The sequence below is a fragment of the Variovorax sp. MPBD4-3 genome (genome assembly GCF_058809745.1).
In genome coordinates this window covers 150,857-166,383 of record NZ_JBXASW010000002.1, presented here as the reverse complement: position 1 = coordinate 166,383, position 15,527 = coordinate 150,857, and the positions used below count along the sequence as shown (strand labels likewise).

Here is a 15,527-nt window from a genome sequence, read left to right as displayed (position 1 = left end):
ATGACGCCCCCGCCGGCGCAGCCTCGGCTGCCACCAGGAGAAAACCCATGGACCAGCTCATCGTCTCGCTCATGAACGGCATCGTCTACGGACTGCTGCTGTTCATGGTGTCCGCCGGACTGACGCTCATCTTCGGCATGATGGGCGTGCTGAACTTCGCGCACGCCTCGTTCTACATGCTCGGGGCGTATTTCGCCTACTCGCTGCAGGGCGTCATCGGCTTCTGGCCCGCGGTGATCGCCTCGCCGCTGCTGGTCGGCGTGATCGGCGTGGTGGTCGAGCGCTTCTTCCTGCGCCGGGTGCACCACCACGGCCACGCCCATGAGCTGCTGCTGACCTTCGGGTTGTCCTTCATCATCGCGGAGTCGATCAAGCTGTTCTTCGGCAACTTCCCGGTCGACTACCGCATCCCGGCCGCGCTCGACGTGCCGGCCTTCTCCCTCGGCGGTGCGCAGTACCCGGCCTACCGGCTGGTGATGGGCGGCATCGCGATCGCCATGTTCGTCGCGATCTACATGCTGCTCACGCGCACGCGGGTGGGCATCGTGGTGCGCTCGGCCATCTACAAGCCGCGCATGGCGGAGGCGCTCGGGCACAACGTGCCGCTGGTGTTCATGGGGGTGTTCGGTGTGGGCGCGGCGCTCGCGGGCCTGGCCGGTGCGGTGGCCGGCGCGTTCTACACCACCAACCCCAACATGGCGCTCGAGCTCGGGGTGATGGTGTTCGTGGTGGTCGTCGTCGGCGGGCTGGGCTCGCTCGGCGGGGCCATGCTGGCGTCGCTGCTGATCGGCGTCATCACCTCGCTGGCCGTGGGCATCGACCGCAGCCTGGCCGACCTGCTCGCGCTGTTCGGCGCCGGCGACTGGGCGCGCGGCGTGGGCGGGCTGCTGACGCTGAAGGTGTCGAGCCTGTCGGCCACCATCCCGTTCGCGCTGATGCTGCTGATCCTGCTGGTGCGCCCGGGCGGGCTCATGGGCGAGAAGGGCTGAGCCGATGAGACCCGCCATCGTCTCCCTGCGCGCACTCGCGCTCGCGGCCACCGGCGCCGCGCTGCTGGCCGCCCTGCCCTTCCTGCTGACGCAGGGTTTGCTCAATGCGGCGATCCAGATGCTCATCGCCGCGCTGTTCGCCAGCGCCTACAACCTGCTGTGCGGCCAGGCCGGCATGCTGTCGTTCGGCCACGCGGCCTACTTCGGCGTCGGCGCCTTCGGCACCGTGCACGCCATGAACGCCGTGGGCGGCGCGGGGCTGCTGCCCACGCCGCTGCTGCCGCTGGCCGGCGCGGCGTGCGGGCTGGTCTTCGGCGCCATCGCGGGGTGGTTCGCCACGCAGCGCAGCGGCACCTACTTCGCGATGATCACGCTGGCCATCGCGGAACTGGTGCATTCGCTGGCGCCGCACCTCAAGGGCCTGTTCGGCGGCGAAGCAGGCGTGTCGACCATGCGCATGCCCGCATGGGGCCTGGACTTCGGTTCGACCCTGCAGGTGTACTACCTCACGCTGGCCTGGGTGCTGGTGTCGGTGGGGCTGCTGTACCTGTACACGCGCACGCCGCTGGGCCGCCTCACCTTCGGCCTGCGCGAGAACAGCCACCGGCTGCGCTTCCTCGGCTACAACGTGCACGGCCTCGGCATGCTGGTGTTCGCGCTGTCGGCGATGTTCGCGGGCATCGCCGGCAGCCTGCAGGTGGTGTCCAACGAATCCGCGAACTACGTCGTGTTCGACCCGGCCCTGTCGGCCGCCGTGGTGCTCAACACCTACATCGGGGGCGTCAAGGTGTTCCTCGGCCCCGCGCTGGGCGCGGCGCTGATGACCTTCTTCGGCTATGCGGTGTCCGATCTCACGCAGTCCTGGCTGCTGTACCAGGGCATCCTTTTCGTGCTGGTGATGATGTTCATGCCCTCGGGGCTCGCGGGGCTGGGGGGCACCGCCGCGCGCCTGCGCCAGCGCTTCGGCCTCGCGCGGATCGTGCCGCTGGTGGCACTCTCGGTCGGCGCGGCGGTGCTGCTGAGCCTGGGCGGCACCTTCGCCATCGAGATGCTGCAGCGCGTGTTCTCGCAGGACTATCGCGCCATGGCCCGCCTGCAGCCCGCCGGCGCCTGGCCGCCGCTTCAGTTTCTGGGCCGCGCGTGGCTGCCCGCCGCGTTCGCGACCTGGGCCGTGCCGGCGGCGCTGCTGGCGTCGGGCGCGTGGCTGGCGCACCTCGCCCGGCAGCGGCTGCGCGCGCTGGCCGACGCTGAAAGCCCCTCGGCGGCCGGCGCGAACGCTCACCCCTCCACCCGCCTGGCCACACACCCGGAGGGCACCGCATGAACGACGCGATCCTCAGCATCCGCGGTTTGCGCAAGTCCTTCGGCCCCACGGAAATCATGCGCGGCGTGGACCTGGAGCTGCGCGGCGCCGAACGGCACGCGCTGATCGGGCCCAACGGCGCGGGCAAGTCCACGCTCTTCCACCTGATCTCGGGCCACCTGGCGCCGTCGGCCGGGGAGATCCGCTTCGAGGGACAGCAGATCGCCGGGCGCACGCCGCAGGCCATCAACCGGCTCGGGCTGGCGCGCTCGTTCCAGATCACCAACATCTTCCCGAAGCTCACGGTGTTCGAGAACATCCGCCTGGCGGTGATGCGCCTGCACGGGCTGCAGTACAACTTCTGGACATTCATCGACCGCGACCGCGGCATCCGCGAGCAGACCGAGCGCCTGCTGGAGCTGGTGCGGCTGCAGGCGCGCGCCGCCACCGTCGCGGGCGAGATGGCGTACTCCGAGCAGCGCTCGCTCGAGATCGCGATGACGCTGGCCTCCGACCCGAAGGTGATCCTGCTGGACGAGCCGATGGCGGGCATGTCCACCGAGGAGACCCACTACACCGCCCAGCTGATCCGCGAGGTGACGCAGGGCCGCGCGCTGATGATCGTGGAGCACGACATGGACGTGGTGTTCTCGCTGAGCGACCGCATCAGCGTGCTGGTGTACGGCCAGGTGATCGCCACCGGCACGCCCGAGGAGATCCGTGGCAATGCGGCCGTCAAGGAAGCGTACCTCGGCGAGGAGGTGGCGCCATGACGACGGCAACGGCAACCACCGGCGCCACGCCACCCGGCGACGCGCTGCTGCAGGTCAGTGGGCTGCACGTGCACTACGGCAAGAGCCATGTGCTGCACGGCGTCGACCTGCGGGTGGCGCGCAACGAGGTGATCAGCCTGCTCGGGCGCAACGGCTCCGGCCGCTCCACCACCATGAAGGCCGTGATGGGGCTGGTGCCGCCCTCGGCGGGCCGCGTCGTGCTGGCGGGACGCGAGCTGGCCGGCGCACGGCCGTACGCGGTGTGCCGCGCCGGCATCGGCTACGTGCCCGAAGAACGCGAGGTGTTCGCCAACCTCACGGTCGACGAGAACCTGCGCATGGGCGAGCAGCGCGCGGCGCCTGGCGCGCACCGCTGGCGCATCGAGGACATGTTCGACTACTTTCCCCGGCTCAAGGAGCGGCGCAACACCAAGGCCGGCAGCATGTCGGGCGGTGAGCAGCAGATGCTCACGATGTGCCGCTCGCTGCTGGGCAACCCGCGCGTGATGCTCATCGACGAGCCCACCGAAGGGCTCGCGCCGAAGATCGTGGCGCAGGTGGGCGAATGCATCGTCGACATGCACCGCAAGGGCCTGTCGGTGGTGCTGGTGGAGCAGAAGCTCGCCATCGCGCTGAAGGTGTCGACGCGCGTGTGCGTGATGGGCCACGGCCGCATCGTGTTCGAGGGCACGCCGCAGGCACTGATGGGCGACCAGAAGCTCGTGTCCGAATGGCTGGCGGTCTGAAGCCGGCCGCCCCCTTTTTTCCCATCACCCACCTCTTCCATCCATCGACGGCATACGCCATGAAAAGCATTCCAGACAAGGTCATCATCTCCTGCGCGGTCACGGGCTCGGTGCACACACCGACGATGTCCGAGCACCTGGCGCTCACGCCCGCGCAGATCGCCGAGCAGTCGATCGAGGCCGCCGAGGCCGGCGCGGCCATCCTGCACCTGCACGCGCGCGACCCCGGGGACGGACGGCCCTCGGCCGACCCCGCGGTGTTCGACCAGTTCGTGCCGCGCATCAAGGCGGCCACCGACGCGGTGATCAACATCACCACCGGCGGCAGCACGCGCATGACGCTCGAGGAACGCCTGGCCTACCCGCTGCGCGCCAAGCCCGAGATGTGCTCGCTGAACATGGGCTCCATGAACTTCTCGATCCATCCGGCCGCGCGACGCGTGGCCGAGTGGAAGCACGACTGGGAGAAGCCCTACGTGGAGGGCATGGAGGACCTGATCTTTCGCAACACCTTCCGCGACATCAAGCACATCCTGAACGTGCTGGGCGAGGGCTGCGGCACGCGCTTCGAGTTCGAGTGCTACGACGTGGGCCACCTCTACAACCTGGCGCACTTCGTCGACGAGGGCCTGGTGAAGGGGCCGCTGTTCATCCAGAGCATCTACGGCATCCTCGGCGGCCTGGGCCCCGACCCCGAGAACCTCGTGACCATGCGCACCACCGCCGACCGCCTGTTCGGCCGCGACGGCTACCGGTTCTCGATCCTGGGCGCGGGCCGCCACCAGATGCCGCTGCTGACCATGGGCGCGGTGATGGGCGGCAACGTGCGCGTGGGGCTGGAAGACAGCCTCTACCTGGCCAGGGGCCAGCTCGCGAAGTCGTGCGCCGAACAGGTGCGAAAGATCCGCCGCATCCTCGAGGAGCTGTCGCTGGAGATCGCCACGCCCGACGAGGCCCGCGCCATGCTCGGCCTCAAGGGCAAGGACGCCGTGGCGTTCTGACCAGAACCAGGTTCCCTTTTTTTCCAAGGAGTCGCAATGCAGAAGTTGTTGGAAGGCCGCGTGGCCATCGTCACAGGGGCCGGCAGCGGCCTGGGCAGGGCCCATGCGCTGGAGCTCGCCCGGCACGGCGCGCGCGTGGTCGTCAACGATGTGGCGGGCAGCCACGCCGGCTCGCCGGGCGCCCTCGTGGCCGAGGAGATCGCGCGCGCCGGCGGCGTCGCGATGGCGGACGGCGGCGACGTCACCGACTTCCCGGCCATGGAAGCCATGGTCGCACGCGCGATCGGTGAGTGGGGCCGCGTCGACATCCTCGTGAACAACGCGGGCGTGCTGCGCGACCGGACGTTCGCGAAGATGTCGCTCGATGACTTCCGCCGCGTCATGGACGTGCACCTGATGGGCGCCGTGCACTGCGTGAAGGCCGTGTGGGCGCACATGCGCGCGCAGGGCTACGGCCGCATCGTGATGACCACGTCGTCGTCCGGCCTGTACGGCAACTTCGGCCAGGCCAACTACAGCGCCGCCAAGATGGCGCTGGTCGGGCTCATGCAGACGCTCGCACTGGAGGGCATGCGGCAGAACATCCGCGTGAACTGCCTGGCGCCGACCGCGGCGACGGCCATGACCGCGGACGTGCTGCCTGCCGAGGCGCTGGCCCGGCTGCAGCCGGCATACGTGAGCCCCGGGCTGGTCGCGCTGGTGGGCGAGGACGCGCCGACGCGCGCGATCCTGCTGGCCGGCGCGGGCAGCTTCGAGAGTGCGCACATCACCATGACGCAGGGCGTGTTCATCGATGGCTCGGGCGACACGGCCTCGCAGGTGTGCGCGCGCATGGAGGAGATCCGCGACCGGCACGGCGAACGCGTCCCGGCCACCGGCTTCGAGCAGTACCAGCTGGAGCTGGCCAAGGCCGGCTTCGAGGTGCCGCTGCCCCACTGACCCTGGCAACCGAGGGTTTACGCGGCGTCCTGCCCGCACACAGGACGCGGCGCGGCAGTGTCAGGCCCGCACATTGGTTTCGGCGGCCCACGGCGAGAGACTTCGTCCGGCACCCGTCGAGGGGCTGGCGCGGCCCTCGCGACGGCGGCGCGCTTTCAAACGAACGACATCGGAGACCTATGACAACCAGCCATCGAGACATCGTCCTGGGCGCGGCGGCCTGCCTGGCCGCGAGCGCCATCCTGGCGGGCTGCGGCGGAGGCGGAGGGGGCGGCGGTTTCCCGCTGCTCGTTCCGGCCGCAGCAGGGCAACCCACTGCTCCGCCCGCACCGCCCGCACCGCCCGCGGCCCCGCCGCCAGCGGCAGGACTCGCCTGCGAGCAGCTCCAGGGCCTGGCCATTCCCGCATCGGCCATCGGCCTGCCGTCCTCGGGTGCGACGGTGACCAGCGCCAAGACCGTGGCACCGGGCGGCACGGGCGCCGCCGCGCTGCCCGAATACTGCGAGGTCGCGGGCAAGATCGCACCGGTCGATCCGACCGCGCCCAACATCCAGTTCGCCGTCGCGCTGCCGACATCATGGAACCGGAAGGTCGTCATGCTCGGCGGCGGCGGCTTCAACGGCACCGTTCCCAACGTGAAGGGCAACGTGCCCAACGGGCCCGTCGACAAACTCACGCCGCTCGGGCGCGGCTACGCCACCTTCGCGAGCGACTCGGGTCACCAGGCCAACGCGCTCGGCTCGCAGGACGGCCTGTTCGGGCTCAGCGACGAGGCGGTGCGCAACTTCGGCGGCGACGCGCTCAAGAAGACGCACGACGCCGCGCTCGCGGTGATCAAGGCGCGGTTCGCCGCGGCACCGGTGAAGTCGTACTTCGCGGGCGGCTCCACCGGCGGACGCGAGGCGCTCACCGCCATCCAGCGCTGGCCCACCGACTGGGACGGCGCCATCGCGTGGTACCCCGCGTGGAACGACGCGGCGGCGCTGCTGGGCGGCCACCGCATGAGCCGCGCGCTGGCGCAGCCCGGCGCATACCCCAACACCGCCAAGCGCGCGCTGCTGTACGACGCGGCCATGGAAGCGTGCGACGCCCTCGACGGCGCGAGCGACGGGCTCATCAGCAACCAGACGCTGTGCAACGCGCGCTTCGATCCGTCCACCGCCACGCTGCGCGGCGCGCCGGTGCGGTGCGCCGGTGGCGCCGACACCGGCGACACCTGCCTGTCGGACGCGCAGATCGCCGCGATGAAGACCATCAACACGCCGACGAACTTCCGCTTCGCGCTGGCCAGCGGCGAGACGCAGTACCCCGGCTACAACATCTGGGGCGCCGACCCCGGCATCACCACGCGCACCTCGCCGCTGGAGCCGGTGGTGACCTTCCTGGCGTTCGGCACGTCGCAACCCGCGCGCCCCATGCCGGCGAGCGCGCCGTACGTGAGCGTGCTGACCGACCAGTGGATCAGGTATTCCGTGACGCGCGACGCCGGCTTCGACTCGCTCTCGCTCGACCCCGAAGACCCGGGCCCGTGGGCCAGCCGCATCAGCGCGCTGAGCACCCAGCTGGACGCGAGCACCGACATCTCGGCATTCAAGGCGCGCGGCGGCAAGCTGCTGCTGGCACATGGCCTGGCGGACGTGCTGGTGAGCACGCGCGCCACCGAGCAGTACTACCAGCGGCTGCAGTCGCGGATGGGTCCTTCGGAAGTGGACACCTTCGTGCGCTACTACGAAGTCGCTGGCCTCGGGCATGCGGTGAGCAGCACCTTCAACGCCGCCTGGGATTCGCTGAGCGCGCTGGAGGCATGGTCCGAAGCGGGGACGGCGCCGGCCGGCCAGGTGGTGACCGACACGGCCGGGGTGCCGGGGCGCACCCGGCCGCTGTGCGACTACCCGCGCTGGGCGCAATACCGCGGCAGCGGCAACGTGAACCTCGCGGCGTCCTTTCAGTGCGTGAACTGAGGCCCGCCGAGGCCCGGATGCTGCCGCCGGTGCATGCACAACACAAGACAAGACAAACGGAGACTTCACCATGACCAGCCATCTGCGCGCCGGCATCGCCGGCGCCATCCTTGCCCTGCTGCAGCTGAGTGCCTGCGGCGGCGGCGGAAACCAAGGGCCGGTGTTCACGCCCGTCGCGGCACCCGCACCGAACTCCCCGGCTGCACCGCCCGCCAGCGGACCGCCCCCGGAGGCCCCCTCTGCCCTGCAGCGCGCCACGGTCTACGGCCAGGTGCTGGGCAGCGACGATTCCGCCAGCAACGGCACCTACAGCTGGAAGGGCGTGCCCTTCGCCAAGCCGCCGGTCGGCGCGCTGCGCTGGAAGGCACCGGTCGACCCCGAGCCCTGGACCGCCGTCAAGGCGACGCAGAAGCTGGGCAACGCCTGCGTCCAGACCGGCCGCCTCTACGGCCCGGGCCAGAACAACCAGTACGACGCGACCATCGGCACCTCGTACGGCAAGACCACGGGCGCCGAGGACTGCCTGTACCTCAACATCTGGGCGCCTTCGACGGCGGCCGCGACCGACAAGCTGCCCGTCATCGTCTTCGTCCACGGGGGCAGCAACATCACCGGCTACACCGGCGACCCGGTCTACGACGGCGCCGCGCTCGCGAAGGCCGCCCATGCGGTCGTCGTCACGGTGAACTACCGGCTGGGCATCATGGGCTTCCTGGCCTCGCCCCAGCTCAAGGCCGGCGTCGATGCGAACGACGATTCCGGCAACTACGCGATCCTGGACCTGATCAAGGCGATGCAGTTCGTCAACGCCAACATCGCAGCCTTCGGCGGCGACCCGGGCAATGTCACGCTCATGGGCCAGTCGGCCGGCGCCGTCAACATCTATGCGCTGATGGTCTCGCCGCTGGTGGTCAAGGCCAAGCCGGCACTGTTCCATCGCCTCGTGCCGCTGAGCGGGGGGGTGGCGACGGCCACCACCCAGCCGAGCCAGGTCAATGCGCTGCTGGCCGCCCTGCTGGTGGCCGACGGCACGGTGGCGGACGACACCGCCGCGGGTGCCTACATTGCCGGGCGCAGCAATGCGGAGCTGGCGGCCTACCTGCGTTCGAAGAGCGCGGACGCCCTGCTGCAGACCGTGCTCAAGAAACTGGCGCCATTGGGCCTGTCGGCATCCAACCCGTTGAACGACGGGACCGTGGTCCCGGTCGATCCGATCGCGGCGATCAACGCGGGCGCCTTCCTGAAGGTGCCGGTGATGGCCGGTTACACGCGCGACGAGACCAAGCTTTTTCCGCAGAACCTGGCGATCTCGCCGGCGTTCGGCGGCATCAGCGGCCGGCTCCTGGACGACCCCACGGTCTTCTCGATGGCCTACAGCTATGACCCGGATGCGGCGCCCGCCACCACCCTCGAGCAATGGATCCCCGGCCAGTACCTGCCCGTCACGACGCCGGTGACCGGCTTCAACGCGAGGACTGACCTCTACAACCAGTACTTCTTCATAGCGCTGCGCAAGCAGATCTTTCCGGTGCTGCAGGCGCAGAACGTGCCGTTGTGGTGGTACCAGTTCAACTGGGACAAGGCGCCGGCACCGTTCAACGACATCTTCGGCGCCGCGCACACGTTCGACCTGCCGTTCGTGTTCGGCAACTTCGGCCCGTCGCTCTACGCGAGGTTCGCGAACTCGAAGGCGAACGCGCCGGGCCGCCTGGAACTCTCGGACGCGATGATGAAGAGCCTCGCGGCGTTCGCGCGCACCGGCGACCCCAACAACGCGGCACTGGGGGTCCGCTGGTCCCCCTACCCGTCGATGCTGAACTTCGACGCGTCGCTTTCGGCCAAGGCGATCACGGTGCAGCCGTAGCGGCTGGCTGTAGATTCCAGGCGGTGAATATCTGGCACCACCGTGCGACTTGTCGGCTAGCGCCGACAGCCGCCGCGCACGGCGACATGCGCGCGAAGCCGAGGCATCCTCATGCCCCGGTGCAGGCCGTCAGTTCAGCGGCAACCGCAGGTAGGTGCCGCGCAGCGCCTCCTGGCTCACGCCGGGCTTGCTCCAGTCGCACACGCCGCTCGGGAAGATTGTCTGCAGCCGCGCAAGATCGGCGCCGGCGATCGTCACTGAGTAATCGGCGGGGTTGACCGGCTTGAGCTGGCACTTGAGCACGTCGTTCACCAGCGGCGAGCCGGCCTGGATGCGCGGCGTGGTGAAGCGCGGGTACACGACGTTGCAGCTGGCCGCCGCATCGAGCGACGCGGGCTCGTCGATGCGCTTGCCGGTCTTGTCCCAGCAGGCATCGTTGGCGCCGGCGGGCTTGTTGCGCACCACCTTGTCGATCGAGGCGGGCGACGGGTCGGCCGCCATGTTGTCCAGCCACTTGTTCAGGAGATCGATCGAGCCGCTCATGTAGTCGTAGCCCGAGGTGGAGCCGAGCGTCCAGATGATCTGGTTGTCGCTGCGGCCGTTGGCGCGTTGCAGCCGGGCTCTGATGATCAGGTCCTGCGTCGTGTCGTGGATGTCGCCCACGGCATCGGCGTTGCCGCGCTGCGTGATGATCGGGATGTTCGCAAGGCCCGCGCCCCTGAAGCCGTTCTTGAAGCCGCCGGCGGAGCTGAGCCTGAGCGCATTCGGATCGGCTTCGGAGCGCGCGGGCTGCGGGTTGCCGTCGCCGTCGTAGCCGCCCACCTTCTCGTTCAGGTCGAGGAACTCCTTCACCGAGATCGTGCCGGCATTGAGCGCCCCCAGGCCGTACTGCACGCCGATGTTGTCCAGCGGCCGTCGCGCCTCCTGCGTGCCGGGCCGCTTGCCCAGCAGATTCACGTTGGTCTGGAACAGGTCGCAGCGGATGCCGCCCGGGTTGGTCGCGCGGTTGAAGACGTTCGCCACGTTGGCCGGCTCGATGAACCCGCAGCCCGCCGCGTTGTCCGACTTGATGATGCTCGCGAACGACAGGTCCCACGCGGTGCAGGTGTTGGTGTTGAAGCCATTCACCGCGTTCTGCTTGGCCGTCGTCCAGGTGGCGGTGTCGAGCTTGTAGACGTTGTTCAGGAGGCGGCACTCCATCACCTCGGGCATCAGCGTCTCGGGGAAGGAGACGATCGGTTGGATGCCGTCCAGGAGCCCTGGATAGAGCTGCGCGATCAGGTACTGCTGGATCGCACCGCCCGAGCCGCCGAAGCCGGCCGTCCACTTCGGCACTTCGCCGAATTCCTCGATCACGTGCTCCTTCAGCATCATCAGCGTCTCGCCCTGCAGGTGCGGATTGGCGTGCTGGTTGTTCCAGAGTTCGGTCGAGTTCATGAAGGCGAAGCCGCGCGAGAGCTGGATGTGGCCGACGTCGCCGAGGATCGACTCGATCGGGTGCACGCCCTGGTTGTACTGCGCCGAACCGCAGCAGTCGAAGTAGGCCACGAGCTTCCTGTTCCAGCCCGGGCCGGGCTTCCATGCGGCGGGCGAATCCTTGGTCGGGTTGTCGAGCACAGCGAGCCGGTACACGCCGCGGTTGATGGTGCCCGACTCCACGCGCACGATGTAGGGCACGGTGGTGCCGTCGTTCGTGGTGGTCGTAGCAAGATCGGCCGGGCGCGTTCCCTTGGGGTCTGCGAGCGGCTTGAAGACGTTGGTATTGGTGCGGTAGTACCAGACCACCTGCGTCGCGGCCGAGCAGTCGGCATCGAGCGCGGCACCCAGGCCGTTCTGCACCGTGCGGCATTCGTAGGGCGAAATGTGCGGGCCCGACAGGATCGGGCCGGTGATCGGATAGTTGACCAGCCGGGCCTCGGTGCGCTGCGCCGCAACATCGGCATTGCTCACCAGCAGCGTGTTGACGCTGCCGGTGGCGCTGGCCTTGTCGGTCGTGAGGCCGGTGACAAGTCCGCGCAGCACGCGGGCGGTGCTGTTGACGACGGGCACCTGGGCGGTCACGTCCTTGCCGTTGAGGCTCACGCGCACCTTGTCGAGCGCGACGCCCACGGGCGCGGTGATTTCGATCAGCGTGTCGCCTCCGCTGATCATGTCGGGTGCGGAAGAGAGCGTCCTGATCTGGAACGCGGCCGGCGTCTGTACGACGGGCGGGGGACTGGCGCCCGGAATGAACGAGAACCCCGAACCGTCCGACCCTCCGCCGCAACCCGCGGCGAGCAGTGCGCCGGCCATCGCGAGCCCGGCTGCGGCGGCCTGCGGCCGGATCCGGGGCCACGGAAAAACCCGCTTGCGCGGACGGCGAGGTGTAGCGAGCATGGAAGTCTCCTTCTGTTGTGTGTTCTGGAAGATTAAGGATGGACGTTCCACGCTGCGGTCGTCGCGACGACACATGAGGCGCCAATCGCTAGAGGTAATCCCTGATTCCGTCCGGGCCCCGGCCGCGCCTCAGCTGGAAGACATGGTGCGGCGCTCGCGGTGGGCGGCAGGTCTCGCGCCCGCGGATGTGGAGCACGTGCTGGGCAGCATGCAGGAGAGGCAGTTCGCGCGCGGCGCCTGCATTGCGCGGGCGGGGCAACAGGTCGAGCACTGGATGGGGATCGTCGATGGCTTCGCCAAGATGTCGGTGGCCTCGCATGAGGGGCGGGTATCGACGCTCACCGGCGTCTCGGCCGGTGTGTGGTTCGGCGAAGGATCGCTCTTCAAGCACGAGGCGCGCCGCTACGACGTGTTCGCGCTGCGGCCCACGCGGGTCGCGCTGATGCCGCGCCGCACCTTCGAATGGCTGCGCGGCACCAGCGTGCCGTTCAACCATTACCTGCAGGAGCTGTTGAACGCGCGGCTGAGCCTGTTCATCGGCGCGCTCGCGCACGAGCGGCTGCTGGACACCGACGCGCGCGTCGCGAACTGCCTGGCGAGCCTGTTCAACCCTGATCTCTATCCAGACGCGCCACGCTTCCTGGAAGTCGGGCAGGTCGAGATCGGGCTGCTGGCAAACGTATCAAGGCAGCGCGTGAACGTGGCACTGCGGCGCTTTCAGGCGCTTGGACTCATCCGCCTCGAAAAGCGCGGACTGACCGTGCTCGACCTGGGCGGCTTGCGCGGTTACCAGCAAGGCGCCGTGCCGCTGAGCCTGGGAGGGTGAAGGCGGCGATCGCCATCGGGTGGAATTTCCATGCTGTTCCAAATGAAAGGGGAATGTCCTACCATGCGCCTTTGAACGCCAAGGAGACATCGTCTTGCTGGCCCGACTGATCTATCGCAGCATGTCCAGGGGACCATCGGCGGGCGACGTCGAAAGCATCCTGCGCGCCTCGCGCCGCAACAACCGGGAAGTAGGCGTCACCGGCGCACTGTGCCACTTCCAGCGCAACTACATGCAATACCTCGAAGGCGACGAGGCCGCCATCGAATGCGTGATGGCCAACATCGCAGAGGACCCGCGGCATGCGAACCTGACCGTGCTGGAGTACCGGTTCATCGCGGCGCGCGCGTTCCCGCGGTGGTCGATGGCGCTGCTGGTGTGGGACGAGCAGGTTCGCGAAGTCCTTGGCCCTCTGGCGGACATGGGCCTGAACGGTATCCAACCCTCGGAAGCAGCGCCAGTCTTTCGTGCGCTCACGAGAACGCCGCAATGGGTGCGCCTGCACTAGGTGCACCGGCTAAGGAAGGTTCTCCCGAAAAATCACCTGGCTGCGCGTCGTTTCCACGCCGCTGAGCGCCTCGCGCTTGTCGCGCAGGTTGGTGAAGATGCGCACGCAGCTCATCAGCGTGGTGTGCGGGCTCTGCGTGATCACCGCATCCATGCTGCCGTCGATCAGCAAGGCGCGCGTGTCGGGCGTCAGGCCGTGGCCGATGAAGACCACCTTCTGCTCGCGCCCCGCTTCCTTCAGGGCGCGCGCCACACCGTCGGACGCTCCGCCGATGTTGTAGATGCCGCCCATGTCCGGGTGCTGCTCCAGCAGCGCGCGCGTCTGGCGGTAGTTCTTGTCCGCGTCGTCCTGCCCTTCGCGCAGGCCCACCACTTCGAGCCGCGGAAACATCTCGTCGATGACATGCAGGAAGCCCGCCTCGCGTTCCTCGTGCGCCTTGTAGCTCAGGCTGCCTGCGATGAGCGCGACCTTGGCCGCGCGCGTGCCGATGAACCGGCCGATGAGGTAGCCCGCCGTACGCCCCGCGGCCCGGTTGTCGAGCCCCACGAACGCGGCGCGCTCCGAGTTCGACAGGTCCGAGATCAGCGTCACCACCGGCAGCCCGCGTGCGGCGAGCGCAGCCACCGCCTCGCGCACCGCCGGATGCTCGAGCGCCATCATCGCGATGCCGTCGCAGCGCTGGCCGTGCCGGTGCAGCGCGTTCGCCAGCTCATGCGGATTGAAGCTCTCGATGAACACCGTGCGGCACTGCACGTTGAACGGCGCCCAGTGCTCCTGCGCGTAGCCCACCATGTCGCCCAGCATGCGAATGAACCGGTTGGTGCCCGCCGGCAGCAAGAACACCAGCCGCAGCGGAGGCGGCGTCAGCGCCGCATACAGCGCCGGCCCGGGCAGGTAGTCGAGCTCGCCCGCGGCCTTGAGCACGCGCTGCACCGTGGCATCGCGCACGCCCGGGCGCCGGTTGAGCACGCGGTCGACGGTGGCGGTCGACACCTGCGCCGCGCGGGCGATGTCCACCACGCGGGCGCGGCGGGCTTCCAGAGGTGAAGCAGACGAGTCGGGAAGCGGTGAAGGGTTATCCCTCATACATCAAAAACCATCAGAGCCAAGTTTGACCGTGATCATGCATCCTTTTATCTTCCCTCTGGCCTGAATTCAATGATGCATCAGATTGCATCAACCGCAGTCCGCAAGAACTGGACGATCACGGAGACAAAATCATGACCTCGCTGACCCGCAGGCGCGCCCTGCGCACCCTTTCCGCCCTCCCCGCCGCCGGCATCGTCACGGCGCTGCCGCGCATCGCACGCGCCGCCGAGTTCTCGTACAAGTACGGCAACAACCTGCCGCTGACGCATCCGCTGAACATCCGCGCGCAGGAAGCGGCCGAGCGCATCGCCAAGGAGACCAAGGGCCGCGTCGAGATCAAGATCTTCCCCAACAACCAGCTCGGCGGCGACACCGACATGCTGGCGCAGGTGCGCTCGGGCGGCATCGAGTTCTTCACGCCCTCGGCGCTCGTCATCGCCACGCTGGTGCCGGTGGCGGCCATCAATGCCGTGGGCTTTGCCTTCAACGACTACGCCCAGGTGTGGGCCGCGATGGACGGCAAGCTCGGCGCACATGTGCGCGGCGCCATCGCCAAGTCGCGCCTCTATGCCTTCGAGAAAATGTGGGACAACGGCTTTCGCCAGACCACCAGCAGCAAGGCCGCGGTAGCCACCGCCAAGGACATGGACGGCCTGAAGATCCGCGTGCCAGTGAGCCCGCTGTCGATCTCGATGTTCAAGGGCCTGGGCGCCGCGCCGGCCAGCCTGCAGTTCAGCGAGGTCTACTCGGCGCTGCAGACGAAGATCGTCGATGCGCAGGAAAACCCGCTGCCCATCATCCAGGTCGCCAAGCTGTTCGAGGTGCAGAAGTTCTGCTCGCTCACCAACCACATCTGGGACGGCTACTGGTTCATCGCCAACGGCCGCGCCTGGGAAGCACTGCCCGAGGACCTGAAGACCATCGTCGCCCGCGCCATCAACGATGCCGGCATGCAGCAGCGCGACGACATCCGCAAGCTCAACGAATCGGTGGTCGGCGACCTGCAGGCCAAGGGCCTGAGCATCAACCGTCCCGCCGCCGAGAGCTTTCGCGCGAAGCTGCGCGAGTCGGGCTTCTACGGCGAATGGAAAGGCCGCTTCGGCCCCGAGGCCTGGGCGCTGCTCGAGGGCGCGGTCGGCAAGCTGGCCTGAC

General features: G+C 68.7%; 13 protein-coding genes. 11 read left to right on the top strand and 2 right to left on the bottom strand.

Translation table 11 applies throughout. The features are described 5' to 3' along the window. Nucleotides 1-47: 47 nt before the first annotated feature. The 8 genes from AC1RVW_RS01845 to AC1RVW_RS01810 all read left to right on the top strand — a co-directional run bounded on the left by AC1RVW_RS01845 (nt 48) and on the right by AC1RVW_RS01810 (nt 9,576). Nucleotides 48-989, top strand: a complete 942-nt coding sequence (locus AC1RVW_RS01845) for a branched-chain amino acid ABC transporter permease (RefSeq protein ID WP_493197686.1) — start codon at nt 48-50, stop codon at nt 987-989. A 4-nt stretch (nt 990-993) separates the two neighbouring features. After that, nucleotides 994-2,313, top strand: a complete 1,320-nt coding sequence (locus AC1RVW_RS01840; protein WP_493197684.1) for a branched-chain amino acid ABC transporter permease — start codon at nt 994-996, stop codon at nt 2,311-2,313. After that, on the top strand, nt 2,310-3,065 hold the full coding sequence (locus tag AC1RVW_RS01835) for an ABC transporter ATP-binding protein (protein ID WP_081270324.1): 756 nt from the start codon (nt 2,310-2,312) through the stop codon (nt 3,063-3,065). The genes AC1RVW_RS01840 and AC1RVW_RS01835 overlap by 4 nt, the downstream gene beginning before the upstream one ends. Beyond that, nucleotides 3,062-3,811 (top strand): ABC transporter ATP-binding protein, encoded by a 750-nt coding sequence (locus AC1RVW_RS01830; protein ID WP_493197682.1) that lies wholly within the window; start codon nt 3,062-3,064, stop codon nt 3,809-3,811. The genes AC1RVW_RS01835 and AC1RVW_RS01830 overlap by 4 nt, the downstream gene beginning before the upstream one ends. Nucleotides 3,812-3,870: 59 nt before the next feature. Then, the gene (kce, locus tag AC1RVW_RS01825; protein ID WP_081270326.1) at nt 3,871-4,812 is read left to right on the top strand and encodes a 3,5-dioxohexanoate:acetyl-CoA acetone transferase; all 942 of its coding nucleotides are present in this window, start codon (nt 3,871-3,873) and stop codon (nt 4,810-4,812) included. Nucleotides 4,813-4,848: 36 nt separating this feature from the next. Then, nucleotides 4,849-5,751, top strand: coding sequence for an SDR family NAD(P)-dependent oxidoreductase (locus AC1RVW_RS01820; protein ID WP_081270327.1), 903 nt, complete (start codon nt 4,849-4,851; stop codon nt 5,749-5,751). A 179-nt stretch (nt 5,752-5,930) separates the two neighbouring features. Then, nucleotides 5,931-7,712: a tannase/feruloyl esterase family alpha/beta hydrolase gene (locus AC1RVW_RS01815; RefSeq protein ID WP_081270328.1), complete on the top strand. Its 1,782-nt coding sequence runs from the start codon at nt 5,931-5,933 to the stop codon at nt 7,710-7,712. A gap of 70 nt (nt 7,713-7,782) precedes the next feature. Next, nucleotides 7,783-9,576 (top strand): carboxylesterase/lipase family protein, encoded by a 1,794-nt coding sequence (locus AC1RVW_RS01810; protein ID WP_493197679.1) that lies wholly within the window; start codon nt 7,783-7,785, stop codon nt 9,574-9,576. Nucleotides 9,577-9,705: 129 nt separating this feature from the next. On the opposite strand, the gene AC1RVW_RS01805 is transcribed toward AC1RVW_RS01810, so the two are convergent. Beyond that, nucleotides 9,706-11,952 carry a DUF6351 family protein gene (locus AC1RVW_RS01805; protein ID WP_493197678.1) on the bottom strand — a complete coding sequence of 749 codons (2,247 nt, stop codon included), beginning with the start codon at nt 11,950-11,952 and terminating at the stop codon, nt 9,706-9,708. Between AC1RVW_RS01805 and AC1RVW_RS01800 the strand changes: the two genes are divergently transcribed. Together AC1RVW_RS01800 and AC1RVW_RS01795 are read left to right on the top strand one after the other, a co-directional pair. Beyond that, nucleotides 11,951-12,778 (top strand): Crp/Fnr family transcriptional regulator, encoded by an 828-nt coding sequence (locus AC1RVW_RS01800; RefSeq protein WP_493197676.1) that lies wholly within the window; start codon nt 11,951-11,953, stop codon nt 12,776-12,778. The genes AC1RVW_RS01805 and AC1RVW_RS01800 overlap by 2 nt on opposite strands. Before the next feature lie 94 nt (nt 12,779-12,872). Then, entirely contained in the window at nt 12,873-13,286 is a 414-nt protein-coding gene (locus AC1RVW_RS01795) for a BLUF domain-containing protein (RefSeq protein WP_081270332.1), read from the top strand. A 9-nt stretch (nt 13,287-13,295) separates the two neighbouring features. On the opposite strand, the gene AC1RVW_RS01790 is transcribed toward AC1RVW_RS01795, so the two are convergent. Continuing rightward, entirely contained in the window at nt 13,296-14,372 is a 1,077-nt protein-coding gene (locus AC1RVW_RS01790; RefSeq protein ID WP_081270333.1) for a LacI family DNA-binding transcriptional regulator, read from the bottom strand. Nucleotides 14,373-14,506: 134 nt separating this feature from the next. Between AC1RVW_RS01790 and AC1RVW_RS01785 the strand changes: the two genes are divergently transcribed. Continuing rightward, complete coding sequence (locus AC1RVW_RS01785) at nt 14,507-15,526, top strand: TRAP transporter substrate-binding protein (protein ID WP_493197673.1); 1,020 nt, start codon at nt 14,507-14,509, stop codon at nt 15,524-15,526. Nucleotide 15,527: the final 1 nt, after the last annotated feature.